Source organism: Mucilaginibacter gossypii, from assembly GCF_900100945.1.
GTDB classification, from domain to species: domain Bacteria; phylum Bacteroidota; class Bacteroidia; order Sphingobacteriales; family Sphingobacteriaceae; genus Mucilaginibacter; species Mucilaginibacter gossypii.
The window spans coordinates 463,236-487,102 of record NZ_FNCG01000001.1 but is presented as its reverse complement, the minus strand read 5'-3'; the positions used below and the strand labels follow the sequence as shown (position 1 = coordinate 487,102).

25 protein-coding genes are annotated in these 23,867 nt (G+C 41.5%); 11 read left to right on the top strand and 14 right to left on the bottom strand.

The genetic code is table 11. From position 1 onward, the window contains the following. From priA to ctlX, 5 genes are all read left to right on the top strand, one after another. Positions 1–2,490 (top strand): replication restart helicase PriA, encoded by a 2,490-nt coding sequence (priA, locus tag BLS28_RS02135; RefSeq protein ID WP_091162661.1) that lies wholly within the window; start codon positions 1–3, stop codon positions 2,488–2,490. A gap of 61 nt (positions 2,491–2,551) precedes the next feature. Beyond that, on the top strand, positions 2,552–3,325 hold the full coding sequence (locus tag BLS28_RS02130; RefSeq protein WP_091162660.1) for a helix-turn-helix transcriptional regulator: 774 nt from the start codon (positions 2,552–2,554) through the stop codon (positions 3,323–3,325). Positions 3,326–3,391: 66 nt separating this feature from the next. After that, complete coding sequence (locus BLS28_RS02125; protein WP_091162659.1) at positions 3,392–3,706, top strand: hypothetical protein; 315 nt, start codon at positions 3,392–3,394, stop codon at positions 3,704–3,706. 142 nt (positions 3,707–3,848) lie between these two features. Continuing rightward, a complete protein-coding gene (locus tag BLS28_RS02120) occupies positions 3,849–5,294 on the top strand; it encodes an arginine deiminase family protein (protein WP_091162658.1) in 1,446 nt (481 codons plus the stop codon). Between the two features lie 92 nt (positions 5,295–5,386). Next, complete coding sequence (gene ctlX / locus BLS28_RS02115; protein ID WP_256337320.1) at positions 5,387–6,304, top strand: citrulline utilization hydrolase CtlX; 918 nt, start codon at positions 5,387–5,389, stop codon at positions 6,302–6,304. A 328-nt stretch (positions 6,305–6,632) separates the two neighbouring features. On the opposite strand, the gene BLS28_RS02110 is transcribed toward ctlX, so the two are convergent. The 6 genes from BLS28_RS02110 to BLS28_RS02085 all read right to left on the bottom strand — a co-directional run bounded on the left by BLS28_RS02110 (position 6,633) and on the right by BLS28_RS02085 (position 11,239). Next, positions 6,633–7,154 carry a tetratricopeptide repeat protein gene (locus tag BLS28_RS02110; RefSeq protein ID WP_091162657.1) on the bottom strand — a complete coding sequence of 174 codons (522 nt, stop codon included), beginning with the start codon at positions 7,152–7,154 and terminating at the stop codon, positions 6,633–6,635. A gap of 340 nt (positions 7,155–7,494) precedes the next feature. Continuing rightward, positions 7,495–7,740: a hypothetical protein gene (locus BLS28_RS02105; protein WP_091162656.1), complete on the bottom strand. Its 246-nt coding sequence runs from the start codon at positions 7,738–7,740 to the stop codon at positions 7,495–7,497. Between the two features lie 34 nt (positions 7,741–7,774). Next, on the bottom strand, positions 7,775–8,524 hold the full coding sequence (locus tag BLS28_RS02100; RefSeq protein ID WP_091162655.1) for an ABC transporter ATP-binding protein: 750 nt from the start codon (positions 8,522–8,524) through the stop codon (positions 7,775–7,777). After that, positions 8,521–9,390 (bottom strand): ABC transporter permease, encoded by an 870-nt coding sequence (locus BLS28_RS02095; RefSeq protein WP_091162654.1) that lies wholly within the window; start codon positions 9,388–9,390, stop codon positions 8,521–8,523. The genes BLS28_RS02100 and BLS28_RS02095 overlap by 4 nt, the downstream gene beginning before the upstream one ends. Next, positions 9,391–10,365 (bottom strand): ABC transporter substrate-binding protein, encoded by a 975-nt coding sequence (locus tag BLS28_RS02090; protein WP_091162653.1) that lies wholly within the window; start codon positions 10,363–10,365, stop codon positions 9,391–9,393. It lies immediately after the preceding gene. 229 nt (positions 10,366–10,594) lie between these two features. After that, positions 10,595–11,239: an HAD family hydrolase gene (locus BLS28_RS02085; RefSeq protein ID WP_091162652.1), complete on the bottom strand. Its 645-nt coding sequence runs from the start codon at positions 11,237–11,239 to the stop codon at positions 10,595–10,597. Positions 11,240–11,318: 79 nt separating this feature from the next. On the opposite strand from BLS28_RS02085, the gene BLS28_RS02080 reads away from it, so the two are divergent. Together BLS28_RS02080 and BLS28_RS02075 are read left to right on the top strand one after the other, a co-directional pair. Next, positions 11,319–11,819 carry a hypothetical protein gene (locus tag BLS28_RS02080; RefSeq protein WP_091162651.1) on the top strand — a complete coding sequence of 167 codons (501 nt, stop codon included), beginning with the start codon at positions 11,319–11,321 and terminating at the stop codon, positions 11,817–11,819. 254 nt (positions 11,820–12,073) lie between these two features. Further along, positions 12,074–12,376: a hypothetical protein gene (locus BLS28_RS02075; RefSeq protein ID WP_091162650.1), complete on the top strand. Its 303-nt coding sequence runs from the start codon at positions 12,074–12,076 to the stop codon at positions 12,374–12,376. A gap of 74 nt (positions 12,377–12,450) precedes the next feature. Here BLS28_RS02075 and BLS28_RS30715 read toward each other — a convergent pair whose 3' ends face one another. From BLS28_RS30715 to BLS28_RS02055, 5 genes are all read right to left on the bottom strand, one after another. Then, entirely contained in the window at positions 12,451–12,603 is a 153-nt protein-coding gene (locus BLS28_RS30715) for a hypothetical protein (RefSeq protein ID WP_167516102.1), read from the bottom strand. 165 nt (positions 12,604–12,768) lie between these two features. Next, positions 12,769–13,176: a DUF983 domain-containing protein gene (locus BLS28_RS02070; RefSeq protein ID WP_091162649.1), complete on the bottom strand. Its 408-nt coding sequence runs from the start codon at positions 13,174–13,176 to the stop codon at positions 12,769–12,771. Between the two features lie 4 nt (positions 13,177–13,180). Next, positions 13,181–14,065, bottom strand: a complete 885-nt coding sequence (locus BLS28_RS02065; RefSeq protein WP_091162648.1) for a helix-turn-helix domain-containing protein — start codon at positions 14,063–14,065, stop codon at positions 13,181–13,183. 90 nt (positions 14,066–14,155) lie between these two features. After that, the gene (locus BLS28_RS02060; protein WP_091162647.1) at positions 14,156–15,913 is read right to left on the bottom strand and encodes an ATP-binding protein; all 1,758 of its coding nucleotides are present in this window, start codon (positions 15,911–15,913) and stop codon (positions 14,156–14,158) included. Positions 15,914–16,188: 275 nt separating this feature from the next. Continuing rightward, positions 16,189–17,139 (bottom strand): aldo/keto reductase, encoded by a 951-nt coding sequence (locus BLS28_RS02055; RefSeq protein WP_091162646.1) that lies wholly within the window; start codon positions 17,137–17,139, stop codon positions 16,189–16,191. Between the two features lie 183 nt (positions 17,140–17,322). On the opposite strand from BLS28_RS02055, the gene hscA reads away from it, so the two are divergent. The 3 genes from hscA (at position 17,323) to BLS28_RS02040 (ending at position 21,033) form a co-directional block, all read left to right on the top strand. Further along, entirely contained in the window at positions 17,323–19,179 is a 1,857-nt protein-coding gene (gene hscA, locus BLS28_RS02050; RefSeq protein WP_091162645.1) for a Fe-S protein assembly chaperone HscA, read from the top strand. Between the two features lie 37 nt (positions 19,180–19,216). Further along, positions 19,217–20,209 (top strand): hypothetical protein, encoded by a 993-nt coding sequence (locus BLS28_RS02045; protein ID WP_090527015.1) that lies wholly within the window; start codon positions 19,217–19,219, stop codon positions 20,207–20,209. Between the two features lie 233 nt (positions 20,210–20,442). Then, on the top strand, positions 20,443–21,033 hold the full coding sequence (locus tag BLS28_RS02040; RefSeq protein ID WP_176844343.1) for a hypothetical protein: 591 nt from the start codon (positions 20,443–20,445) through the stop codon (positions 21,031–21,033). Between the two features lie 65 nt (positions 21,034–21,098). Here the strand turns inward: BLS28_RS02040 and BLS28_RS02035 are convergent, their stop codons facing one another. Then, positions 21,099–21,386 (bottom strand): hypothetical protein, encoded by a 288-nt coding sequence (locus BLS28_RS02035; protein ID WP_091162643.1) that lies wholly within the window; start codon positions 21,384–21,386, stop codon positions 21,099–21,101. Positions 21,387–21,497: 111 nt separating this feature from the next. On the opposite strand from BLS28_RS02035, the gene BLS28_RS02030 reads away from it, so the two are divergent. After that, positions 21,498–22,640, top strand: coding sequence for a tetratricopeptide repeat protein (locus BLS28_RS02030; RefSeq protein ID WP_091162642.1), 1,143 nt, complete (start codon positions 21,498–21,500; stop codon positions 22,638–22,640). Here the strand turns inward: BLS28_RS02030 and BLS28_RS02025 are convergent. Next, positions 22,637–23,221 (bottom strand): riboflavin synthase, encoded by a 585-nt coding sequence (locus BLS28_RS02025; protein WP_091162641.1) that lies wholly within the window; start codon positions 23,219–23,221, stop codon positions 22,637–22,639. The two genes, BLS28_RS02030 and BLS28_RS02025, sit on opposite strands and share 4 nt — an antisense overlap. Before the next feature lie 86 nt (positions 23,222–23,307). Next, positions 23,308–23,805 carry an SRPBCC family protein gene (locus BLS28_RS02020; protein ID WP_175489979.1) on the bottom strand — a complete coding sequence of 166 codons (498 nt, stop codon included), beginning with the start codon at positions 23,803–23,805 and terminating at the stop codon, positions 23,308–23,310. Positions 23,806–23,867 lie beyond the last annotated feature (62 nt).

Genomic DNA, 23,867 nt, shown 5'->3' with positions numbered 1-23,867 from the left:
ATGTTAGAGTTTGCCGAAATTGAACATACCGACCGTGAAACACTTTTTGCCGAAGTGATTTTGCCATTGGCTATTTCAAAAAACTACACCTACCGGGTTCCTTATGAGCAAAATGATGCTGTTGCCATTGGCAAAAGAGTGGTGGTGCAGTTCGGCAAAAGCAAGCTTTATACAGCCATTGTTAAAGAGATAGGGAAACTGGCGCCCGAAAAGTACGAAGCAAAATATATCATCGAGATCCTGGATGACCGCCCGGTTGTAACTCCTAAGCAGCTCGAATTTTGGCAGTGGCTGGCAGATTACTATATGTGCAACATAGGCGAAGTTATGAACGCCGCGCTGCCATCGGCACTGAAGCTGGCCAGCGAAACCCGCATCATGCTTAACCGGGAATATGAGATAGATAAAGCCACGCTTCACGATAAAGAGTTTTTAATTGTTGAAGCCCTCGAAATTCAGCTGGAGCTTACCATAAGCGATATTACCAAGCTTTTGGGACAGAAAACTGTAATGCCGATATTGAAGCTGATGTTTGAAAAAAACATCATCAACATATCCGAAGAAGTAAACGAACGTTATAAGCCCCGCAAACGCACTTTTATTACACTTAACCCGGTTTATAACAACCAGGATAATCTGCGGGAGCTATTCCCGATATTAGAAAAGCGCGCGCCTAAACAGGCCGATGCCCTATTAGCTTACATCAAGCTTTCCCGTCATCAAAAAAACATCACCAAAAACGAACTTATTGAAGAGAGCGGTGCAGGTGAATCAAGCATTAAATCGCTCATTGAAAAAGAGATCTTCTTTTCGGAGGACAGAAACGTTAGCCGCCTGCATTTTGAGGAAGAAGGAGAAGAAGGCAACAACTTTGAATTGAGCGAACAGCAAACGGAGGTACTTCAAAGCATCCGCGGGCAGTTTAAAGAAAAAGAAGTAACGTTGTTGCATGGCGTAACCTCATCAGGCAAAACACAATTATATGTAAGGCTGATAGAAGAGATTGTACGCAGCGGGAAACAGGTACTTTACCTTTTGCCTGAAATAGCCCTAACAACACATATTATTGAAAGGTTACGGACGTATTTTGGTGCGGATATCGGTGTTTATCATTCGCGTTTTAATGACAATGAGCGGGTTGAGGTTTGGCAGAAAGTTTTAAGCGGAGAGTATAAGATTGTGCTCGGCGCGCGGTCATCCGTGTTTTTACCTTTTGCCGATCTGGGATTGATCATTGTTGATGAAGAGCACGAAACATCATACAAGCAATTTGATCCGGCGCCGCGCTACAACGCACGCGACACCTCGATTTTTTTGGCTAACATGCACCAGGGTAAAGTGCTTTTGGGTTCGGCCACGCCATCCTTTGAAAGCTACTATAATGCCCGTACTCACAAATACGGTTTTGCAGAGCTCACTGAACGCTTTGGCGGCGTTGAGCTGCCCGATGTGCAGGTAGTAAGCATCGCTCATGAAACCAAACAAAAAACTATCCAGTCGCACTTTACCAGTGTGCTGATGGAGGGCATCAAGCAGGCACTTGAAAATAAAGAGCAGGTAATTTTATTCCAAAACCGCCGCGGATATGCCCCCATCCTGATGTGCAAAGTATGTGCTTATACTCCCAAATGTATCAACTGCGATGTAAGCCTTACTTATCATAAAAGCAGCGGCAAGCTGCATTGCCACTACTGCGGTTACAAGGAAGATACGCCATCCATTTGCCCCGCCTGCGGATCTACCCACCTGGAATATAAAGGCTTCGGTACCGAAAAAATTGAAGATGAACTGAGCGTTTTATTGCCCGAAGCCCGGATTGCCCGGATGGACCTTGATACTACACGATCACGGAATTCCCTGCAAACTATCCTCAACGATCTGGAAGAGAAAAGGATAGATATATTGGTTGGCACCCAGATGGTGGCCAAAGGGCTTGATTTTTCAGATGTGACACTGATTGGTATTATTAATGCTGATAGCCTGCTGAAATTCCCTGACTATAGGGCAAACGAGCGTGGTTATCAACTACTTGCACAGGTAAGCGGCAGGGCCGGCCGCCGGGGTAAGCAGGGCAAAGTAGTTGTGCAAACCTATGATATTTATCACAGGGTGTTAAAGCAGGTGATTGATAACAACTACGCCGATCTTTATTTTACCGAGATGGAAGAGCGGAAAAGCTTTAAATACCCTCCCTTCTACCGGATCATTAACCTCGATATCAAGCATAAAAATCCCGATGTGCTCCATAATCAGGCAGAGTACCTCGGCGCGCGGCTCCGGGAGCATTTTGGCGAGCGGGTGATTGGCCCGGAGCAACCGCTCATCAGCAGGATCCGCAATTATTACATTAAAAGCATTATGCTCAAATTTGAGAAGGATGGGATCTCTATCATAAAAGCAAAAACTGTTTTAAGGGATGTGATCACTCAATATTATACAACCAAACTTAGCACGGGCAGTATTGTACAGCCCGACGTTGATCCGTATTAATACGATCTTGAGTCGCGTCGGACGGGAATTTTCTGATTAACAAATTCTGTATCTTAGTTAAATGCATATTGAACGCTTTACGCCCGGCGAAATACTAAAGCCTTTTATACGGCAATACGTTTTTATCGAGACTGCAAATGATCTGGTTAATCGTATTTTGCCTGATACATCGCTGGTAATGGCGTTCAGATACGGTGGCAAGATTAGCGATATTACCGAGGCACATAGCGGTAAGCTCCCCTCCTCTTTAATCACCGGCTTAAAAAAATCGCCCAGGCTAATTAATTATGCACCGGGCACGGACAATATGTTGGTTTTATTTAAAGCAGCCGGCGCGGCAGCGTTGTTCAAAAATCCGCTTCATGAATTATTTGAGGCAACTCTGCCGCTTGATAACTTTATTGACCTGCGTGAATTATCCTTAACTGAAGAACAACTGGCAGAAGCACCCAATAATCAGCAACGGGTAATCATCACCGAACAATTTCTGCTTAAACATATTGAAAGCCACAAACGGGACCAGCTGATCATATCTGCCCTGCAAAAGATCCGCTTATCAAAAGGCATGATCAAAATTAAGGACCTTGCCGATACTCATTATATAAGCCAGGATGCATTTGAAAAACGCTTCAGGCGAGTGGTTGGTACTTCGCCAAAGCAGTTTTCCAATATTATTAAGATCAGGTCGATAGTTGATAGTAAACCTAAAAACGGTTCGCTCAGCCAGGTAGCTTTAGAAGCCGGGTACTTTGACCAGCCGCATTTCAATAAGGAATTTAAACTGTTTACCGGGTTAAATCCTACCGATTTCTTTAAAATACCGCAAGCCTGGTAAATCAATGATTTTTTACAAGTATTGAGCTTCCATTATCCCGATTTTTGAAAAAAAACAAGGATAATCATGAAACAGATATTTATAGATCAATTCATTGTTCCCGCAACAGCTCAACATGAATTTAAAGGACGTATGAAAGTCAACCGCGACTTTATAAAAAAGCTCGACGGATTTATTGAAGACCGTGCCTTTGAGCGCGATGATGACCAAGGCAACCTCATTTGCATTACAACCGCCATTTGGCAAAACGAAGATGTTTTACAAAAAGCTAAAGAGGCAGTGCAGCAGCTATATCAGCAACAGGGCTTTGATATGAAGGCTATGTTGCAAAGGCTAAACGTAAGCATGGAAAGGAACACTTACCGGGAGATTGCCGATTAGAAAGCAGCAACATATAATCGACACATAAAACGTTTTATATTGAATTAAAAGAACAGGCAAATATTACCCGGCCTAATTTTGCCGGGTAAGCCCGTTTTGTAATTTAATTTCTGATAGATTTGTGTTACGATTATAGTGTTTTATGACAATAACCAACTCCGATTTTAAAATAGATGTAACCTCCGAAATTGGCACACTCCGCACATTGCTTATTCATAGTCCGGATAGCGGTTTAGGCAAAGTTGTGCCTTCAAAGGCGCAGGACTGGCTTTTTGAAGATATAATTCACCTGGATACCGTGCGCCGGAATGAATACGATTATTATGTAAAGCTCCTGCTCTATTTTCTTGACCCCGACAAAATAAAAGGCAAGCTTAATCAAATTGATGATGAAGCAACCCGCCGTTCATTTTTTAAACCTGATAATCCAGGCTTCCATTCGTCAGATAAAGTTATCGAGATCCAAACCCTGCTGGCTGATATTTTACAGCAGCCGGATATCCGCAAAAAACTGGTAGCTGCAGTTTGTGCCGTTGAAAGCTGCAACTATCGCTTGCAGCAGCAACTTACAGACACGGATCCGGTTGAGCTGGCTAAAATCTTTATTTCGGGCTCGTTAACAACCGAAGAAATGATCTTTGCCCCTATCCCCAATCTTATTTTTTCGAGGGATTTGGGTATAGCGGTTAATAATCATATGCTGCTCAATAAGCCGGCAAAGAAAGCCCGTTTCCGCGAAACTTTGCTGATGCGTTACATATTTTTCAATCATCCGCTGTTTGAAGCTTATCGCGATAATATTTTGGAGATCCCTGAAACCGCGCAGCATTTTTTACGTCCGGGCGAAGACGCTGAAGGCCGCACAACTTTAGAAGGCGGCGATGTGATGATGGTAAGTCCTGATCATTTAGTGATTGGCTGCAGCGAGCGGACATCTGTCAGCGGTGCTAATGAAGCTATCAGGCTGTTGTTTGAATACGATGTTGTGAAGAAGGTAACCATCGTAAAAATTCCAAACAAGCGTGATTATATGCATATCGATACTGTTTTTACGCAGGTAAAGCGCGATACCTGGGTACTACTCCGCTCGCTTGCGGTGGCCGAAGCCCCTATTGAGGAGCGGGAGCCGATATCATGGTTTGCTGATAAAAAACAAAAAGAACGGGCGGAAATTGTTCAGTTTGAAAAAGATGAAAAACCAAGGCTATTTGGTTGTATTGAGGACCTGCTTTCCGACATCAGCGAGAACGACCTCAAAAGCGGTGTAAAAACCAAGTTTATTTACTCGGGCAACAACACCTTCCCCTTTGATGCCCGTGAACAGTGGACAGACTCCTGCAACCTGCTGGCCCTAAAAGAAGGCGTTGTTGTTGGATACGATCGGAATGATAAAACTGTAGAGGCTTTTAAAGAAGGTGGTTATAATGTGATCCGGGTAGCCGAACTGCTTCAAAAATTTGAAAATAATGAACTTGATCCACAAAGTTTAACTGATACGCTGATATTAATGCCGTCGGCCGAACTTTCCCGTGCCCGCGGTGGTTTCCATTGCATGAGCATGCCGGTATTCAGGGACACTGTAATTTAATTTGTCATTGAGTCGTCTGGTCATTAAGTCATTGCTTTGCATGATTTATTAAAAAAATGACTCAATGACTCAATGAAATAATGACAAAAATCATGAGTCAATCAACATCACATATATTAATGATCCGCCCGGTTAATTTCGGGTTTAATGAAGAAACTGCTACAAGTAACGCTTTTCAAAACGCTAATGCCGAAAAAAATGGTGTACAGGAAAGGGCCTTGAGTGAGTTTAATAGTATGGTTAACATTTTGCGCCATAATAGTGTAGATGTTACTGTTATAGATGACACCCTACAGCCTTATACGCCCGATTCGATATTTCCGAATAACTGGATATCGTTTCATAATGACGGTGGCGTTTTCCTTTACCCTATGCAGGCCGAAAACCGCAGGCTTGAGCGCAGGGAAGATATCATAACCGATTTGGAGGATAAATTTAAAGTTGCCCATGTAATTGACCTGAGCCGCTTTGAACATGACCATCGCTTTTTAGAAGGCACCGGCAGTATGGTGCTTGACAGGGATAATAAAATAGCTTACGCCTGCCTCTCGCCCCGTACAGATAAAGAGGTGCTTAACTATTTCTGTGAACAAGCTGGTTATCAACCGATCAGTTTTGAGGCCGTTGATGAAAAAGGGAAAGCCATTTACCATACCAATGTACTGATGTGCATTGGAACTGAATTTGCAGTAATCTGTTTGGATAGCATCCCCAACCCACATGAAAGGATAACTGTTATAGATTCATTGAAATCTTCGCACAAAGAAATTATTGAAATCACTTTTGAGCAGATGAACCAGTTTGCCGGTAATATGCTTGAAGTGAAAAACAAAGCGGGCGAAACGTTGATCGTGATGTCGCAAAACGCTTTCAGCGCTTTGAGTGAAGCACAGCGTTCCGCTTTACAACAGTATGGAAAGCTGGTTTATGCCGATATCAATACCATTGAAACTAATGGCGGCGGCAGTGCAAGGTGTATGATGGCTGAGGTGCATTTACCGGCTATTTAAATTCATCTGTTAACAGCGTACAACGCTATCAGATACTTGAAGAGGAAAACAATTACAGCTATAACTGCGAGTAATAACAATTGCTTAACTAAATATTTAGGCATGGCTAAATCATGATTAAGATATAAAGAGGACAATTTAATTATTACAATGCAATTTATAGCCTCTGCACATTTTTCACAAAAATTGTGTCTTTATTGTATAACAGCAACTTACGACAATAGCTTATCTTTAAACATACGTTATTAATTATGATTTTTTTACTAACGAATAAGCCCCTTTATTAGGGGCTTGTTCGTTAAGTATCCACTTGAACAGCTATTCAAGTTTATTCGGTAATGAAATAGAGGTAAGCCTGTTTTTGCTTCATTTTTGAGCGTACGCGTTTAAAACTATCTTCAATATCTTTACGCTCGTCTTTTTCAGTCACTTCCATAAAGGCTTCCTGGTAATAACCTAAGGATTTATTCCAGTCCTTTTGTTTTTCATAAAACAAGCCAAGCAGCTCAAAGGTGCGGGCCTTGTTCACCCCCGGTGTGGTTAAAGCCTGGGCCGAAATGGTTGAAACCAGCTTATCCATTCCCAGGAATACTACCAGGTCAAGATAATGGGTGTAATTATCCGGAAACGATGGCTCCAGCTCCATACAGGTTTTAAAATGATAACCTGCGGTTTGGTAATCCTGGATCTTGTAATAGTAGATCATCCCCAACTGGTAATGCGCCCTTGCAAAAAAGGGCTCATCCGTAATGATCTGGTTTAATATGTTTAAGCCCTTAGGTGTTTCTCCGAACGATAGTTCATCAACAGCCCGGAGGTACTTTTCTTCTATTGAATAATAATTGTCCATATAAAATTTCAAATTCAATTAAGCTTACGTTTAAGTAATGCTTAATGTTAAACTAATGTGGTAAATGTAGGATCGGTTTGGGTGCTTCGAAACCGCTATACCGGAGTTGAGAAGAGAATTATCGATGCAAAACCCTTCTGCTGCGGCACCATGGGCCACATTACTATTGAGCAGAATGATTTATTAAACAACATCGGTTTGTACTTTATATGTGCAAACCTACAATTATTGGATGAGAAAAGCAAGAAATGAAATTGCTGCACAACGTAAACAGCACTGTGTATGAGGTTTATTGCCGTTACATGACGTAACGGCGCCAAATAAAAATAGCAGCTTGAAATTAAGCTGCTATTGCGTTTTGTTTAACTGCCTCAATAAGGAAGTTATTTTTTAATTCCTTTTCAGATATCATTACGCTGAAATCATCAAACTTAACGCCGTGTTCAAGCGGATAAAGTACGTAACCACGCTTTAGCGCATCATATGCGCCAAGTTCAAATATTTCGTCGTGCTTTTTGCCTTTTATTTTCGCACCGCTTACTAACTGGTAAGCGTCGGATATGGTTTCAAAATTATTGTTTTTCATAGTGCAGGTAACTATACAATTACTTTGCCAATTTTTATGCAAACCAGTCGAACAAGTCATTTTGTTTTAAAGAAGCTTTGTCAGTACCCGATAAGTCGTTAATAATCAACCCCTCGCCCATTTGTATTATTCTTGTGCCATAATTAAAAGCATCCTTCAAATTATGCGTAATGAATACCGCCGTTAAATTAAATTCGCGGATCAGTGTATCAGCTGTCCGCATTACCACGTCGGCCGAGCGTGGGTCGAGGGCCGCGGTAGGTTCGTCCAGCAATAAAACTTTACAACTATCCATCACACTCATCAGCAGGGTAAGCGCCTGCCGCTGCCCGCCCGACAAAGTACCCATCGGCTGGTCTATCTTATCCTGCAAACCCATGCCAAGGCCGGCTACTTTTTCCTGAACCTGTTTTTTAAAAGCATCATTTACCCCAACGGATAAACCTTTTCTTTTTGTGCGGATAGATGCCAGCCGGAAATTATCTAATATGCTCAAATCGGGCGCAGTGCCACTCAATGGGTTTTGAAATACCCTTGCAATCCACCGGCTGCGTTTGTAATCAGGCATGTTGGTTACATCGTTTCCGTCGATACTTATAGTGCCATTATCGGGCGATACGCTGCCGGCAATTAAATTAAGCAAGGTGGTCTTGCCTGAGCCATTCGAACCAACTATCACCAAAAACTCACCGTCTTTGATCTCCAGTGTAATGCCATTAACCGCGTTTACCTGGTTGGCTTTACCTTTATTAAATGTTTTATGCACGTCGGTTATCGTTATCATGATGATCTTAATAAGGATAAACGCGGCAGGCTTACAATTACCAGCACAAAACCGGCGGTAACTATTTTAAGTAATTTAGGGTCGACACCAACTGAGAGTGTAAACGCCAAAACCAGCTGAAATATCACTGCCCCTGCTAATACCAATACCAGACTTAACCATACCGAGGTAAGCTTAAACCAGTTAATTAATGTTTCTGCAATGATCACCGATCCTAACCCTACTATCACAATCCCAATGCCCATGCTGATATCTGCAAAACCCTGGAACTGGGCTACCAGGTAACCGCTCAAAGCCGTGAGCGCATTGGCCAGTGCCAGCCCGGTAATTTTCATCCTGTCAGTATTTACGCCTAATGAACGGATCATGGATTCACTGTTACCAGTAGCCCGCATGGCTATGCCAAAATCGGTTTTGAGCAGATGGCCGATCAGAAAAGTGATCACGATAACAAAAATGGCAAGGATCCAGAATGTATTTTGATTAAGGTCGCTCACAACACTTACTATAGTAAATAACGAAGGCAAATTGATAAGCGGTAAATTTGAGCGGCCTAAAATAGTAAGGTTAACCGAGTAAAGCGCCGTCATGACCAGGATGCCGGCCAGCAGTGCATTGATCTTTAATTTGGTATGAATAATACCGGTAAGCGCCCCCGCTGCTGCGCCTGCCAAAATCACAGCAGGTAAAATAACATAGGTGGGCTGATGATTGGTCAGCAATACTGCCGTAACCACGCCGCCCAGTGTATAACTGCCATCGGTTGTGATATCCGGAATATTGAAGATTTTCATGGATATATAAATCCCCAGCGCTATGGCCGAAAAGCATAGGCCCTGTAGTAAAGCGGTAAGGTAAAAATCCATTTATTTTACAGGCTCAAAATTTGGCGGAATGGTAATATTATATTTTTTTGCAGCAGCAGGGTTATATACCCTCTTCCTTATCTTTACCATTTCGGGTTGCAGGCCATCGGTTTTATGAGTTTTAAGAAATTGGGCTGCCTGCTCGCCGGCCTGGTACCCCCATTGATAAATATCAGCCCCAAAAGCAGCGACGGCTCCACGCTGTACCAAACCTGCTTCGCTTGTAAAAATCGGGATGTTTTTTTGATTACAGTTTTTTAGGATGGTTTCAAAAGATGCAAAAACGGTATTGTCCGGATTAGCAAAAAAGGCGTCGATGTTTTTATTTAGCAGCGACTGCGTAACCAGCTGCGCATCGGCCGAGGTATTTAACGGAAGTGCTACAATATCAACGTTTAGCCCTGCGGCCAATGATTTAATACGGTTTAAGGCATCGGCCGATTGCGGCTCCGACTGATTATAGATCATCCCGATAACCAGTTTTGCGCCCTTAGGCTTAAGCAGTTTGGGAATAATGCTGAACGAAGTATCAATATAGTTTAACTCTTCTACTGCGCCGAAAAGGTTGGCGGGCGCTTTCCCGTTGGCATCAGTTACCTTCATGCGTTCGGCAGTTGGGGATACCATGGCAAAAACGGGGATATATTTTGTTTTTTGAAGCGCTGTTACTGTTGATAATGTTGTACAAGTTGCCAGCAGGTTTACACTATCAGTAACAAAGTGGTTAACGATTTGCGTAAGCGTTGGGATATCGCCCTGGGCATTGCTGTATTCAATTTGCACCGTCTTTTTTTCTTCGCTGAAACCATTTTTGTTCAAGGCATCAGTAAAACCTTTGCGGGCCTGTGATATGGTGGCATCTTCAAAAGCATCAACAAAACCAACTACAGGCACCTGCATTGATTTGGTTTTGGGTTTACAGGATACGAAAAAAACAAGTACTATAGCTACCGGCAGATATTTGATAAACTTCATTTTACTAAATTAACTTTTTAGCCGTAAAGCTGAAAGTACAATGGCAAAACCCGAAAATTGTTTTACAATAAGATTATCATTATACGAAAGCTTAAAGCAGAACACACAAAGCCAAACCGGCAAGCCAATTACAAAGTCGTTTAATTATGTATAATAATTTACTGCATTACCTTTCCAGGCAACGAGCTTAACAACTATTCAACCCTAATATGATTAAAACACAATTAGTTTAAAGCAGCTCTTTAAGCCCGGCAAAATTACTGATGGTTGCTACCATGCCATCAGGCACAACGCCAAAACCATAATTTGCAAAAATAAAAGGTACACCGGCTTGTTTGGCGGCATTATAATCGCCCATGGTATCACCTACGTAAACCGGGGCTTTCAATTGGTGATCATTAACCACATCTTTGATATTATCGGCCTTAGGGTTCCCTTTTGTGCCGAAACACTGGTGTCCAAGAAAATGGCCATGCAATTGGTTCAGATCCAAAAACAGTTCGATATAACCGTTTTGACAATTGCTCACTATATAAAGTTTGTAATTTGCAGCAAGGTATTTAAGGGTATCTTCCAGTTGAGGGTAAAGTTCGCCCCCTTTGGTGAACAGGATCTCCAATTCACTTACGGCACAAAGAGCCTGCACTTCTTTGCGTTGCTCTGCATTAAGATCAGGGAATAACTTATCAAAAATTGCATCGTAGGTCATGCCGGTAATAGAACGCACGCGTTCCTGCGTCATTTCCTCGTTAATATATTCTACCTTACTGATTGCCGCCTGCCATGCAAGGGCAACATTAGCGGTACTATCCCAAAGGGTACCATCAAGGTCAAAAATTATGCTGTCGTATTTATTTTTAAGCGAATCATTCATATCGCCGGCAAAAGTAAAAGTTTATTAGCCGCCTTGCATAATGATGTTAATTTATTTGCTACTTTAACTGAATAAAACCATGATCACAATTAAAACGGTTTCTTTAAGCCCTGATGAAAAGGCTGAATTGGAAAAGGCTTTACGCAAATTCGCAGCGAAGCGTGAAACTAATTTCGATTTTATATCATCAGAAGTATCTATGGGAGCAGATAAAATCTTTTTAGGTTATGAAGGCAATCGCAACATACATTTTACCCGCCCACGCACGTTTATAGATCGCTATCTCCCAAAGCTGATTATCAACCTACCCCGTAACACAACTGATTTATTTTACAGGTTAAGGCTGAGTAACATGAGTACTGCAGTGTTAGTATTGCTGGTAATTGGGATTGCAGCCGGTATTATTTCCGCATCCATCGGCGAGGGTACGATTGAGGCTTTGATTTACCCGCCTGGTTTTCTTTTTATGTTTGCTTTGGGTACTTTACTGGAGTATAAACTTTCTGCTTTAAAAGTTAAAAAGGCTATATCAAAATATCGGCTGTTAAAACACCGGTATATTGAGGAAGAAAGTTTGTAATATGTTCATATCAAAAATAGTGCCCAGGCCAACTCTTACCAACAGCCTGGCATAATTTTTTTAAAGAATTTGTAACATAATGGATTTTTTATTTGTACATTTAAATATTCGCCGTCATCTATTAAAAATTGCGTAAAACTACGTACGCAAAACGGTGAAATCCCTGATTACTTTTTATATAGCGTTGGTTATTTTTGGAGCATAATATGTTTCTGAACATCCGGAGGCATCTTTTAAAGACTTATACCTTGCTTATGAAATTATTTTACCATTTTCTTGTTTTGGTTGGGACATCTCTCATTTTGGTAGCTTGTGCCAATATGTTTTCCTCAACACCCGAAAAAAAAATCGATAAACCTGCGCAACGCAGCGGCATCTACTTAGGCAAAGATTCATTGTATAATTCAGAAACAAACACCCGGCTCACATTCTCGGATTCTTATTACCGTGATGTTTTAAACCGGTATACAAGCGGCAACCACCAGGCCTGGCACAAAATCAATAACAATTTATTTATTGCCGCAAATTACCTGGGCCTTAACCCAATAGAAAAATAATTTAGTTTAATAGTTAGTTAGTTAGGAACAGTTGTAAACAGTCGCAGCAGAACGCTCCGACTGTTTTTTTATGATCAGAATTTGGGAAATGAACCCAGGCCAAAAAATATCGCGAATAAAGGGATAGCCAACAAAAAGTATGCTTTTGCCAATTGTCTGTCATCGGCATTCCCAACTACAAATACATTATATAGATCGGCTTTCAGTGATTTAAGTTTCGCTTTCATGATAATAGATTTTAAGCAATTATAAACAGCTTAATTTCAAATACTTATTTAATTTATATAAATCAAGCTTGTTATTATTATGACTGTAGCGGCGGATTTTGGTTTAAATGAAAATGCCCTTAATTTTTTAATCAAGGGCATCTGTATGTATTTCAGTCAATTAAATTATTTCGTTTTATCCTCGCTCATCTCCGGATGATAATGTAAGCCCGGTGTAAGCCAGTGCAAAAGCATCACCCTTGAATACCTGAAATTAAATGGCGCTAAAACTACCGCTACTCCTAAAATAATAGTTACATACAACCAGGGGTTACTGCTGCCTGTTAAAACGCTGATAGCAACTGCTAGTGTAACCATCTCAGCAACGTTAAGCGCATAACTGGCAAACATGGCTACATAAAAATAACCGGGTTCACGCTCATACACCAGGCCGCAGTGTGAACATGTTTTATGCATCTCCTGTCCTTTAAATTCATACATACCGGTAGCAAACAGGTCGCCGCGCCTGCAACGCGGACATTTGGCGTTTACAAAGGCAGACCAGGCGGATAATTTATATTTAGGGGTTTCCATAACGTTATGATTTATTGTTTAAGGTTTTTTTTCTGAATTCTTCGGGGGTAATGCCCTCAATTTTTTTAAAGAACTTGGTAAAATAGGAGTTATCACTAAAATTTAGGTTAAAAGCTATCTCACTTATATTAAGTCGCGGATTGGTCAATAGCCTTTTTGCTTCAAGCAAAGTTCTGTTACGGATCACCTCTCCTGCCGACAGGCCAAGCACATCTTTACATACCGCGTTTAAATGATTGGGGGTAATATAAAGCAGTTCTGCATAATCTTTAGGGAGCTTTACATCGATATAATGCTGTTCAATCAGCTTCTGAAAGTTACGGATCAGCGTTTGATTATAGCCCTGTTTGCCAAAGCTATCGCCTTTGCCCTGGCAACGATTTATTAGAATGAAAAGCTGAAGCATAAGCACCCTTACCATATCGCTACCCAAAACTGCAGGCTTTTCAACTTCAGATACAATCCTTTCAAAAAGGGTAATGATTTCGGGTAACTGGTTGGCAGGTAAGTCAACCACCTCATCCTTTGGATTGCCGTTCAAAAAGTTAAAATTGTCAAAGTAGCCTGAGCGTAATAAAAACGACTGGATAAACGAGCTTGAGAAATTGATAATATAACCGTCAGTAAAACCTTCAAAAGCCCATGAATGCACCTGCCCGGGAATCATAAAGTAAATCTGCCCCGGCCTTACCTCAAAGCTTTCAAAGTCAATGGTATGTGATCCTCCGCCATCAGTAAACAATACCAGGTGGTAAAACGAGTGGCGGTGCGGGAAGAAAAGGTTTTTATGAGCATCCAGATAAGACGCAAACCTGCTGATCAGGATGTCGTCCTGTTTAATATCATCGGCAAGTGTGCAAATATCAATTGTGGGAATGCTTTGTAACATGACACAAAACTACACACAATAGCTTTGCCCTTAATGGTACTATTTTTATTTTGTATGGTACTAATCAACGATTGACAATTTTTTAATAAATCACGTCCATTTTTGGATGATATCTTCCAGCCGTTCAAAAGTAAAAGGTTTACTTACAAAATCTTTCATACCGGCCTGGGTGCATTCACGCTCATTTTCGCTAAGCACGTTGGCTGTCATGGCAATAATAGGCGGAGCGCCTTTACCATGCTTTGTTAATATATGGCGGGTAGCCTGTAAACCATCCATTTCGGGCATTTGAATGTCCATGAATATCAGATCGTAGTTACACTGCTCAACCATATTTACCGCGGCCAATCCATTTTCGGCAATATCAATATTATAACCAACCTTTTTAAAAATCTTACTGGCTATTAACTGGTTCATTTTATTATCCTCGGCTAATAAAATGCGTAACGGCCGGTACTGAAAAGCTTCCTTTTCATCCGGTTGCATCTCCGGTTCAATAATGCCATAGGTAACATGTAAAGGCAAGGTAAAGCTAAACAATGAGCCCTGGGCTTCCTTACTTTCTACCCAGATTCTGCCGTGCATCATCTCCACAAGTTTTTTGCAAATGGATAAGCCCAGCCCCGTACCGCCATATTTGCGCAAGGCGGTAGTATTTACCTGTGTAAATGGTTTAAATAACTGTGCTAATGCCTCTTCACTTATGCCAATCCCGTCATCTTTGATGCTAAAGGTTATGTCCTGGACGTTGTTCCTGATCTCAGATGCTGTGACGCGTAAACTTACCGAACCTTCGTCGGTAAACTTAATGGCATTTCCGATCAAATTAACCAGGATTTGCTGAAGCCTGCCCTCATCTGCTATTACATAGTTTGCCACATTAGCATCAACATCATAGGTTAAGCTTAGGGGTTTGTGAAGGGATGTAATGGCCGGTTCAGTAATTTCAATAACTGTTTTTATGCAGTTACGCAAATGCGTTGAAACCGGGTGAAGGACCAGTTTATCTGCTTCGATTTTTGAAATATCAAGAATATCACTGATGATGTTAATCAATAAATTACTGCTCGATTGTAAAGTTTGAAGCAGTTCCTGCTGCTCGGGCTGTAAATTAGTACGTGATAGCAATTGGGCGGTACCGATGATACCGTTAAGTGGCGTGCGAATTTCGTGGCTCATATTGGCCAGAAAGTTCGATTTGGCAAACGTGGCCGCCTCAGCCTGGTCACGTGAGGCCGAAAGTTCAATTTGAGAAGCTTGCAGCTCTTCACCCTTACGAATCAGGTCGCGCTTATCGGTTTCGTGGCTTTTTTTAATAAAACCTACCAGCAGCCCAACAGTCAATATGTTTACCACAGCCGAAGTGATGAGGTCAGATTCTTTTGACGCGGTACTATCATAAGGCTGTACTAAACCAGGAAAATGTTTTTCGATAAAGTAGCATCCTAAAAATATAGCTATTAGCGCGCCGATAAAAATATAATGATATCGTTTTTTTACAAGCAGGGTTATAAGTACAATAAAAAAGACTCCCGAAAGCGTTGTTGATCCGGAGATACCGCCATTGTAAAACCAGCCCGGAATAATTGCAAACAGCCCTAAGCAAATGTAAATGAGGGTTGCATCCTCTTTATACTTTACGAACCTGCTCCTGTAAAAAGCCCAGCCCGACATCAGTATCACAAAAAGCTCAACAAGCTCAAGCTTATAACTTAAGCCTAAAAACAAATTGCAGATTAGCGAAAAAACGCTGCTGGCACAAATGAATAATGAGAGCGCATTAAACAGCTTATTCTCCAGCGACAAATCAGGCATCCCGTAGCCAATAATCCGCTTCAGCTTTTCCATTTAAAATAAAAAATTAATTAGAGAGAACTCTTTATACTCAAAAACAGGGAGTTCGGTTTAGTAAATAAACTATTTTTTAGGAAATATTTAAAACTTTAGTGTTTAAAAAAGTAAAAAACAGGATATTATTGTTTAATAATTAATTTAAAAAATCAATGTAATTATTAAGTAATCCAAAGTAAGTGATTGGAATGCTAATCAGGTAACTAAAAGCAAACAGCGCAGCTTTCATTTAAAAAGCGCGCTGTTATATATAGTGAAATATAAATTAATATTTAATAAACACTGGCGATATTCAGCATTTCAATAGCTTCATTATTTAATTTCAAAGCGGCTGATACAACAAGATCATTAAGCTGCTCCAAACTGGTGGCACTAACAATGGGTGCTGTAATACCGGGCCTCGCAATTAACCACGCCAGTGCAATTGCCGACTGACTGGTTTGATACTGCCCGGCAAGGTCGTCCAGGGCTTTTAATATCCTGTAGCCTCTTTGGTTAAGATATTTCTTAACCATCCCCGCGCGGCTGCTTCCCTTCAGGTCGGCTTCCGAACGGTATTTGCCGCTTAAAAAACCGCTGGCCAACGAAAAATAACTGATCACCCCAAGGTTTTGCTCTTTAATAAAGGGCTCGTAAGTGGTTTCATATTTTTCCCTGTCGAACAGGTTATATTCGGGCTGAAGCGTTTGATAAGCTATCAGGCCTTCTTCAATACTCGTTTTGAGCGACTCATGCAAACGTTCGACAGACATATTGGAAGTACCTATAGCCCTCACCTTACCATCCTGCACCAGTTGATCATAAGCACGCAGGGTTTCTTCAACCGGGGTTGAGGGATCGTCGTAATGGGTTTGATACAAATCAATGTAATCGGTTTGCAAGCGCTTTAATGAAGCCTCGGCCGATTTAATAATGTAATCCTTTTTAAGCCCTTTGCTGCCCGAATCCATTTCGGCGCCTACTTTAGTGGCTATAACTACTTTATCGCGTTTGCCGCTTTGCCTAAGCCAGTTACCAATTTCGGTTTCCGACTCGCCGCCTTTATTGCCCTCAACCCAGCGCGAGTAAACATCAGCAGTATCGATAGTATTAAACCCGGCATCCACAAATGCATCCAGTAAAAGGCCCGTATCTTTACCTTTAACAGTCCACCCAAACACATTGCCGCCAAAAACCAATGGCGCTGTTGATATGCCGGATGCTCCTAATTCACGATTTTTCATAATAATTTATTTAGGGTATTACAGGGATAAAGCGGTGTTAAGCGTATTTGTTTGACAGTATAATGAAATAAAGGCTCAACCTGCGATGATGTTACAAAACGCACAAAACTTAACAAATTAGAGATTGAGAAGACATATCCTCAACCAAAACTAAGTACATTTGCGCTTTGTTAACTTAATATAATGGCTAAAGTTTCTATCAACCTGGCAACAGGCTCATTGCAAAAAGAAGAGATCATTGTAGGCATCGATCTGGGTACCACTAACTCGCTGGTAGCATTCATCAACCCTGGTAAAAACCCGCAGGTAATTAATGATGCAGGCAAAGGTGTATTGGTGCCCTCTGTAGTTCATTTTGGTGATGCAGGCGATGTGCTGGTTGGTAATGAGGCAAAAGAGTTCCTGATAACCGATCCACAAAATACAATATTTTCGGTTAAACGCTTGCTTGGCCGCAGTTACCACGATATTGAAAACTACAAAGACTTTTTTAGCTATAAAGTAATTGACGACGATACCGAAAGCCTGGTAAAGATCAAAGTAGGCGATAAATTTTACACCCCTATCGAGCTATCGGCCCAGATATTGAAAGAGCTTAAGGCCCGTGCCGAGCATGCCCTTAAAACCCCGGTTAACCGTGCTGTGATCACTGTTCCGGCATATTTTAATGATTCGCAGCGCCAGGCCACCCGTGATGCTGGTAAACTTGCAGGGCTTGATGTGTTGCGGATAGTTAACGAACCTACCGCGGCAAGTTTGGCTTATGGGATAGGCCTAAACCCCGAAGAAACTAAAACTATAGCAGTTTATGACCTTGGCGGCGGCACCTTTGATGTGTCCATATTGCAAATACAAAACGGCATTTTTGAAGTACTATCTACCAATGGCGATACATTTTTAGGCGGCGACGATTTCGACCGTATTATTGTTGATTACTGGATTGAGAAAAACCAGCTTAATAAAGCCGAAGTGCTTGCCAATACCGAACTGGCCCAGCAACTGCGCCTAAAGGCCGAAGAAGCCAAAAAAGCCTTCGCACACCAAAGCTTGGTTAATGATAAAATCGGCGAGATCTGGTGTACACTTGACCGCACTACTTTTGAAGAACTGATATTACCAAAAGTACAGCAAACCATCACCAGTTGCCAAAACGCGCTTAAGGATGCAAAACTAACTATCGATCAAATTGATGAAGTGGTTATGGTTGGCGGCTCAACCCGTACGGCATTGGTTAAACGTATGGTTGCTGAGTTTTTTGGTCGCCCGGTGCATGATGATGTGAACCCTGATGAAGTAGTTGCTTTAGGCGCCGCCATACAGGCCGATATTTTAGCAGGCAACCGTAAAGATATTTTACTATTAGATGTTACCCCCCTGTCCTTAGGTATTGAAACCATGGGCGGCCTGATGGATGTTATTATTCCCCGTAATTCCAAGGTGCCAACCAAGGGAGGCAGGCAATATACGACATCAATAGACGGACAGGTAAACATGAAAATTGCCGTTTACCAGGGCGAGCGCGATCTGATCAAAGAAAACCGTAAACTCGCCGAGTTTGATTTAAAAGGCATCCCTTCCATGCCTGCAGGTTTCCCTAAAGTTGATATTAACTTTTTATTAAATGCCGACGGTATCCTAACCATACAGGCCATCGAACTACGTTCGGGCGTAAAGCAGGAGGTTGAAGTAAAACCAACCTATGGCATTACCGACGAACAGGTGGAACAAATGCTGATGGACAGCATTACCCACGCCAAAGATGATGTAAATCAGCGGATGCTTATTGAGGCGCGCACTGAAGGCGAACAAATGGTTTATACCGTTGAACGCTTCCTGCAAAAAAATGCTGATTATGTTTCGGTTACAGAAATTGCCGATACTACCAAACTTGTTCAGAAACTGAAAGAGGCCCTCACCAGCGACGATAAAGACCTGATTTTAAAAACGATTGATGAGGTTAACGAGTTCACTCGTCCGTTTGCCGAACGCTTAATGGATCAGGCAATAAGTACAGCTATGAAGGGCAAAAGTATAGAATAGGCACAGATATTGCTCATTAAGTCAAAAATCTTAAAATTTGAAAAGGACAATTTCTGCTTTAGCCCTGTTTATTTTTATTGCCGTTGCTAATACGGCCTGTTCTACAACCCGCAAACATTTCCGCGATACGTCGGCAAGGTCATCCATGCTGGATACTTTAAAGTACGATTCGCTGATGAAAAAACTGGCCAATGGCGATAAAAGTGGTCGCTGGCCGGTAAAAACCAAAGAATATCCGCTTCCCGGAGCTATTTTACCATTTAACCGCATTGTAGCGTTTTATGGTAACCTCTATTCAAAAAACATGGGCGTGCTGGGCCAATACCCACGCAAAACCATGCTCAATAAATTAAAGGAAGAGGTAAAGAACTGGGAAAAGGCTGATACAGCTACTAACGTGGTACCGGCCTTACATTATATCTGCGTAACGGCCCAGGCTGATGCCGGCCGTAATGGTCTGCATAACTTACGGATGCCCTTTAGCCAGATTGATACCGTGATTAGCTGGGCAAAAAGCATCAATGCACTTGTGTTTTTAGATATCCAGGTTGGCTTCAGCACAGTACAAACCGAATTGCCTTTATTAGAGAAATACATGAAGATGCCAAACGTTCATTTAGGCATCGACCCGGAATTTTCTATGAAGGAAGGCAGTGTGCCCGGCAAACGCATAGGTACCTTTGATGCCGATGATATTAACTACGTAACCGGCTACCTGGCCAAACTGGCAAAAAAGAATGACCTCCCACCTAAAATATTTGTTGTACACCGCTTTACCAAACGCATGGTAACCAACTACAAGGATATTAAATTACGTCCCGAAGTACAGGTAGTGATGGATATGGATGGCTGGGGTGGTCCGGAACTTAAAAAAGGCACTTACAAATATTTTATTTCAGAAGAGCCTGTACAGTTCACCGGCTTTAAACTTTTTTATAAAAACGACTTAAAAAACGAACCACACAGGATGCTTACGCCTAAGGAAGTGTTAAGTCTGAAGCCTGCCCCTATTTATATTCAGTACCAGTAGTGATGAACTATAAGACTTACGAAGCTTTAAAAGCTTCGTAAGTTATAAGTTATTTAGTATTGGTAAAAGTTAACATTTCGGTTAAACTGGTTTCATATATTTAACCCATCTAAGCTTTATATATGAAACTTTTATTAAAGTATGTTTCTCTTTTTTCCTTTGTTATTTTAGGAAAATGTGCCTCTGCTCAAAACGGATTGCCCGCTGTTAACAATACATTTAACACGCAAAACATGGACTCACAAATGGATCGACAGACGCCTCTCGCTATGTGGGACTTTTGGAGTGATCACAACAAGAGTACCAACAACCCAGAGTATACTTTCCTGGTAACGATGCGCAACGGATCTAAAAAAGAAGTTAAGTCCAGAATTTACGTAGATGCCTATGTACACAAAAGTTACCTGCTGTTTGTTGATCAGTCACTATCTAAAGCGGATACAAACAGGGAACAAGTGATATATCCTGAACAAACTATTGAAATAGCCCGAAACCTTACACCTCCATCAGCTGAAAAAAATGCCAATACTTTGGCCCCCCATTATTATGCAGGCATCGCTAATGATAGCTGCTGGATGTTTAAATTTATAAGCGGCCCCATTAATGCATACTCGCTTTTAAGTGACCCCGAAGGGAAAATGTTCAATCCAAAATCCATCGTTGCTATACAGCTCAACAACGGGCCTATTATCCAATATAACGAAGAAAATCTACGGGTTATGGTTGGTGACGATCTTGACGCTATTGAAAGCATCCAATGGAAAAATTATCTCCAGGCCATAAAAAGATATAACCGGAATAGTGGAAAAATCAACAAGAAATAATGGTGCTTTAGTATTACCACGACTATAAAAATAAAATCCCCGAGAACGGGGATTTTATTTTTAACTTATTTTCCTAATGCTTCCTGCTCTTTCAGGGCGGCTATATTGTTGCTGTCGCTATAGCTTGCGGTTTGATTAGCAAAATCCTCAAGGATGGCTGCAATAGTATCCAGGTTTTCTGATACACGCTGGTGCATATCGGGCAGATCTTTTTCAAGGCGTTTATCACCAAGTTCGATATTATCAACTTCTATTTTAGTTAACTTAGCAATAATAGCCTGCTGGCTGTTTTTCAGGTCTTCCAGTTCATGGACAATTTTTTCCATCAGTCCAAATTTCTTTAACTTATCCATAATGTGTGGTTTTAAGTATCACTTTATATTTTAACCACACCAATAAAAAATTGTTTCAGATTTGGAATTAACACTTATAACTAATAACTTAGTTCAACTAAATATTTAGTTATGAAAAACCTATTTATAACCCTATTCCTTATCTTATCAGTATTGCAACTACACGCTCAGCAAACCGTTAATGATTCGCTCCTGCTTGATTATTATCAAAACCAGCGTTTTGCCGACGCGGCAGATTACCTCAAAAAAATATATCACGAGCCCGTTATCGATGTTAAAGTGTTAGCTAAACTCGCCTACACCTCAAAAATGGCATCCCGCCTGCCCGATGCCGAAAATTATTACCAGCGCATTTACGCTACGGATACCACCAGCCTCATTAATCTATATAACATGAGCGAGATCATTAAAAGGCGCGGTAATAATAAAAAAGCGATCGTATATGTAAAGAAGATCCTGTTGAAAGATACCACCAACTTTGATGTGTATAAGCAACTGGCAGACCTGTCGCAAAATTTAGGCGATATAGAGGGGAGCATTGTATATCTGCAAAAAGCTAATAAGATCAATCCGCTTAACCCTGATGTAGCCTATGACCTGTCGTCCTTCTTCATCAACCTTAAACTATATGGCAATGCTGAAAATATTATCGACAAAGCACTTGTTGCCGATACTGCCAATTTGCTGCTCCTGAAAGGCAAGGCCCAGGCCTCGTACGCATTAAAAAGGTATCCAGTAACTATCGCCATTACCAAAAAACTAATAGACGCGGGCGAGCAGGCCGGCAGCATTGTATCCATGCTGGCCACTTCTTATTACATGACCGGCAACTATCCGGATTGTATTAAAACTTTCAAAACATTGGAGGACGGTAATACCGGCACAGAAGCTTCATATTATTATACAGCCATGAGCTACAAAGCCCTGCACAACGACTCAAAAGCGATAACTTACCTGGATAAGGCCATTGAAGAAGCAATATCTACAGGGGTGAGCTCCTATTACAATGAAAAAGGTGATTCGTACGACAGGCTGCACCAGCTTAAAAATGCAGTTCAAGCTTACCAGAAAAGCTTGCTTTATAAACCCGACCCTATTACCTATTATGCACTTGCAACCCTGTATGATACCGAACTGAAGAATAAGGCAACAGCTATTAAGTACTATAAAAAGTACCTGGCAAGTAAACCAAAGGAGACACAAAAAACTTATATAGCGTACTCCAGGGAGCGCATTAAATCTTTGGGAATTTAGCGTTGCATTAAGCGGGCAACGTATTTGCCTATGATATCAAACTCGAGGTTAACCTGGCTGCCAACCCGCACATTGTGCAGGTTGGTATGCTCAAATGTATACGGAATAATAGCTACAGAAAAACTATTGGCATGCGAATTAACCACGGTTAGGCTGATACCATTTACACAGATAGATCCTTTTTCTACGGTTACATTGCCGCTTGCTGCATCATATTCAAAGGTATATTCCCAACTGCCGTCAAGTTCTTTAAACGCGGTGCAAACAGCCACCTGGTCAACATGGCCCTGAACAATGTGGCCATCGAGCCTGGCATTCATTTGCATGCAGCGTTCCAGGTTTACCGGGTCGCCAACTTTGAGCTGCGAAAGATTGGTTTTATTTAATGTTTCTTCAATCGCGGTTACCACGTGCAAGCCATCGGCTAAAGCTACCACAGTAAGGCATACACCATTGTGCGCTACCGATTGATCGATCTTGAGCTCGTGCGATATAGCCGATTCTACTGTAATATTAAGGTTGCCTTTTTCCTGCTGCAGATCGGTGATCTTCCCTAAAGTTTCTATAATTCCTGTAAACATATGCTTCCCGGCCCGTTGAAAGGGGCTATTTTGATTGACCCAAAGCTAAAATATTTTGCACTATGGTTTGTCAGCAGTAAATGAAATTATTTGAAACTCGAGAACAAATCCTTACGCTTATTGCGAAGATCTTTGCCGCCCTCCAGCACCGATTTCAGGTTGGCCAGATAAAATGTCCAGCCAAGTTGGCATTGCACATAAAGATTTTTTTCGGGGTCGGCTTCTTCGGGGATGTTTTCCTGCACCAGTTCAACAATAACAACGCCCAGTTTAGCAGTGATAGATACACTCACTATACTGCCGCCTGTAAAAGTAAATTTTATAAAATCGGCGCCGTTGGCTTCCAGCACCTGTCCGTTTTCGGAAATGGTATCATCAAACCCATGCCAATGCCAGGTATAAGTATCCTCTTTTTTTATAAACTCCTGCGGTTCGCGTTGACGGCCTGCTATGGCAAAAAAATCAGCCTTACGCAAAAACCAGGTTTCCAGGCCTTCGGGAGTAGCCCAGGCTTCATACATACTGCGTACGTCCGTATCAACATCAGCAGTTACTTTAAATTTGCTCCATCTGTTGTCTGCCATAATAATTGTATATCGGTTTGGGGCGTTTGTATCAAAAATAACAATTATAATTAAGCCTTTCA

Coding starts and splice junctions, on each gene's coding strand:
- BLS28_RS02040 (WP_176844343.1), top strand. CDS start 20,443: ATGGACTCACAAATGGATCGACAGACGCCTCTCGCTATGTGGGACTTT.
- BLS28_RS30715 (WP_167516102.1), bottom strand. CDS start 12,603: ATGAAAGCGAAACTTAAATCACTGAAAGCCGATCTATATAATGTATTT.
- BLS28_RS02025 (WP_091162641.1), bottom strand. CDS start 23,221: ATGTTTACAGGAATTATAGAAACTTTAGGGAAGATCACCGATCTGCAG.
- BLS28_RS02110 (WP_091162657.1), bottom strand. CDS start 7,154: ATGGACAATTATTATTCAATAGAAGAAAAGTACCTCCGGGCTGTTGAT.
- BLS28_RS02125 (WP_091162659.1), top strand. CDS start 3,392: ATGAAACAGATATTTATAGATCAATTCATTGTTCCCGCAACAGCTCAA.
- BLS28_RS02080 (WP_091162651.1), top strand. CDS start 11,319: ATGATCACAATTAAAACGGTTTCTTTAAGCCCTGATGAAAAGGCTGAA.
- BLS28_RS02130 (WP_091162660.1), top strand. CDS start 2,552: ATGCATATTGAACGCTTTACGCCCGGCGAAATACTAAAGCCTTTTATA.
- BLS28_RS02105 (WP_091162656.1), bottom strand. CDS start 7,740: ATGAAAAACAATAATTTTGAAACCATATCCGACGCTTACCAGTTAGTA.
- BLS28_RS02065 (WP_091162648.1), bottom strand. CDS start 14,065: ATGTTACAAAGCATTCCCACAATTGATATTTGCACACTTGCCGATGAT.
- BLS28_RS02035 (WP_091162643.1), bottom strand. CDS start 21,386: ATGGATAAGTTAAAGAAATTTGGACTGATGGAAAAAATTGTCCATGAA.
- BLS28_RS02085 (WP_091162652.1), bottom strand. CDS start 11,239: ATGAATGATTCGCTTAAAAATAAATACGACAGCATAATTTTTGACCTT.
- BLS28_RS02030 (WP_091162642.1), top strand. CDS start 21,498: ATGAAAAACCTATTTATAACCCTATTCCTTATCTTATCAGTATTGCAA.
- BLS28_RS02060 (WP_091162647.1), bottom strand. CDS start 15,913: ATGGAAAAGCTGAAGCGGATTATTGGCTACGGGATGCCTGATTTGTCG.
- ctlX (WP_256337320.1), top strand. CDS start 5,387: ATGAGTCAATCAACATCACATATATTAATGATCCGCCCGGTTAATTTC.
- BLS28_RS02055 (WP_091162646.1), bottom strand. CDS start 17,139: ATGAAAAATCGTGAATTAGGAGCATCCGGCATATCAACAGCGCCATTG.
- BLS28_RS02090 (WP_091162653.1), bottom strand. CDS start 10,365: ATGAAGTTTATCAAATATCTGCCGGTAGCTATAGTACTTGTTTTTTTC.
- priA (WP_091162661.1), top strand. CDS start 1: ATGTTAGAGTTTGCCGAAATTGAACATACCGACCGTGAAACACTTTTT.
- BLS28_RS02075 (WP_091162650.1), top strand. CDS start 12,074: ATGAAATTATTTTACCATTTTCTTGTTTTGGTTGGGACATCTCTCATT.
- hscA (WP_091162645.1), top strand. CDS start 17,323: ATGGCTAAAGTTTCTATCAACCTGGCAACAGGCTCATTGCAAAAAGAA.
- BLS28_RS02120 (WP_091162658.1), top strand. CDS start 3,849: ATGACAATAACCAACTCCGATTTTAAAATAGATGTAACCTCCGAAATT.
- BLS28_RS02095 (WP_091162654.1), bottom strand. CDS start 9,390: ATGGATTTTTACCTTACCGCTTTACTACAGGGCCTATGCTTTTCGGCC.
- BLS28_RS02100 (WP_091162655.1), bottom strand. CDS start 8,524: ATGATAACGATAACCGACGTGCATAAAACATTTAATAAAGGTAAAGCC.
- BLS28_RS02070 (WP_091162649.1), bottom strand. CDS start 13,176: ATGGAAACCCCTAAATATAAATTATCCGCCTGGTCTGCCTTTGTAAAC.
- BLS28_RS02020 (WP_175489979.1), bottom strand. CDS start 23,805: ATGGCAGACAACAGATGGAGCAAATTTAAAGTAACTGCTGATGTTGAT.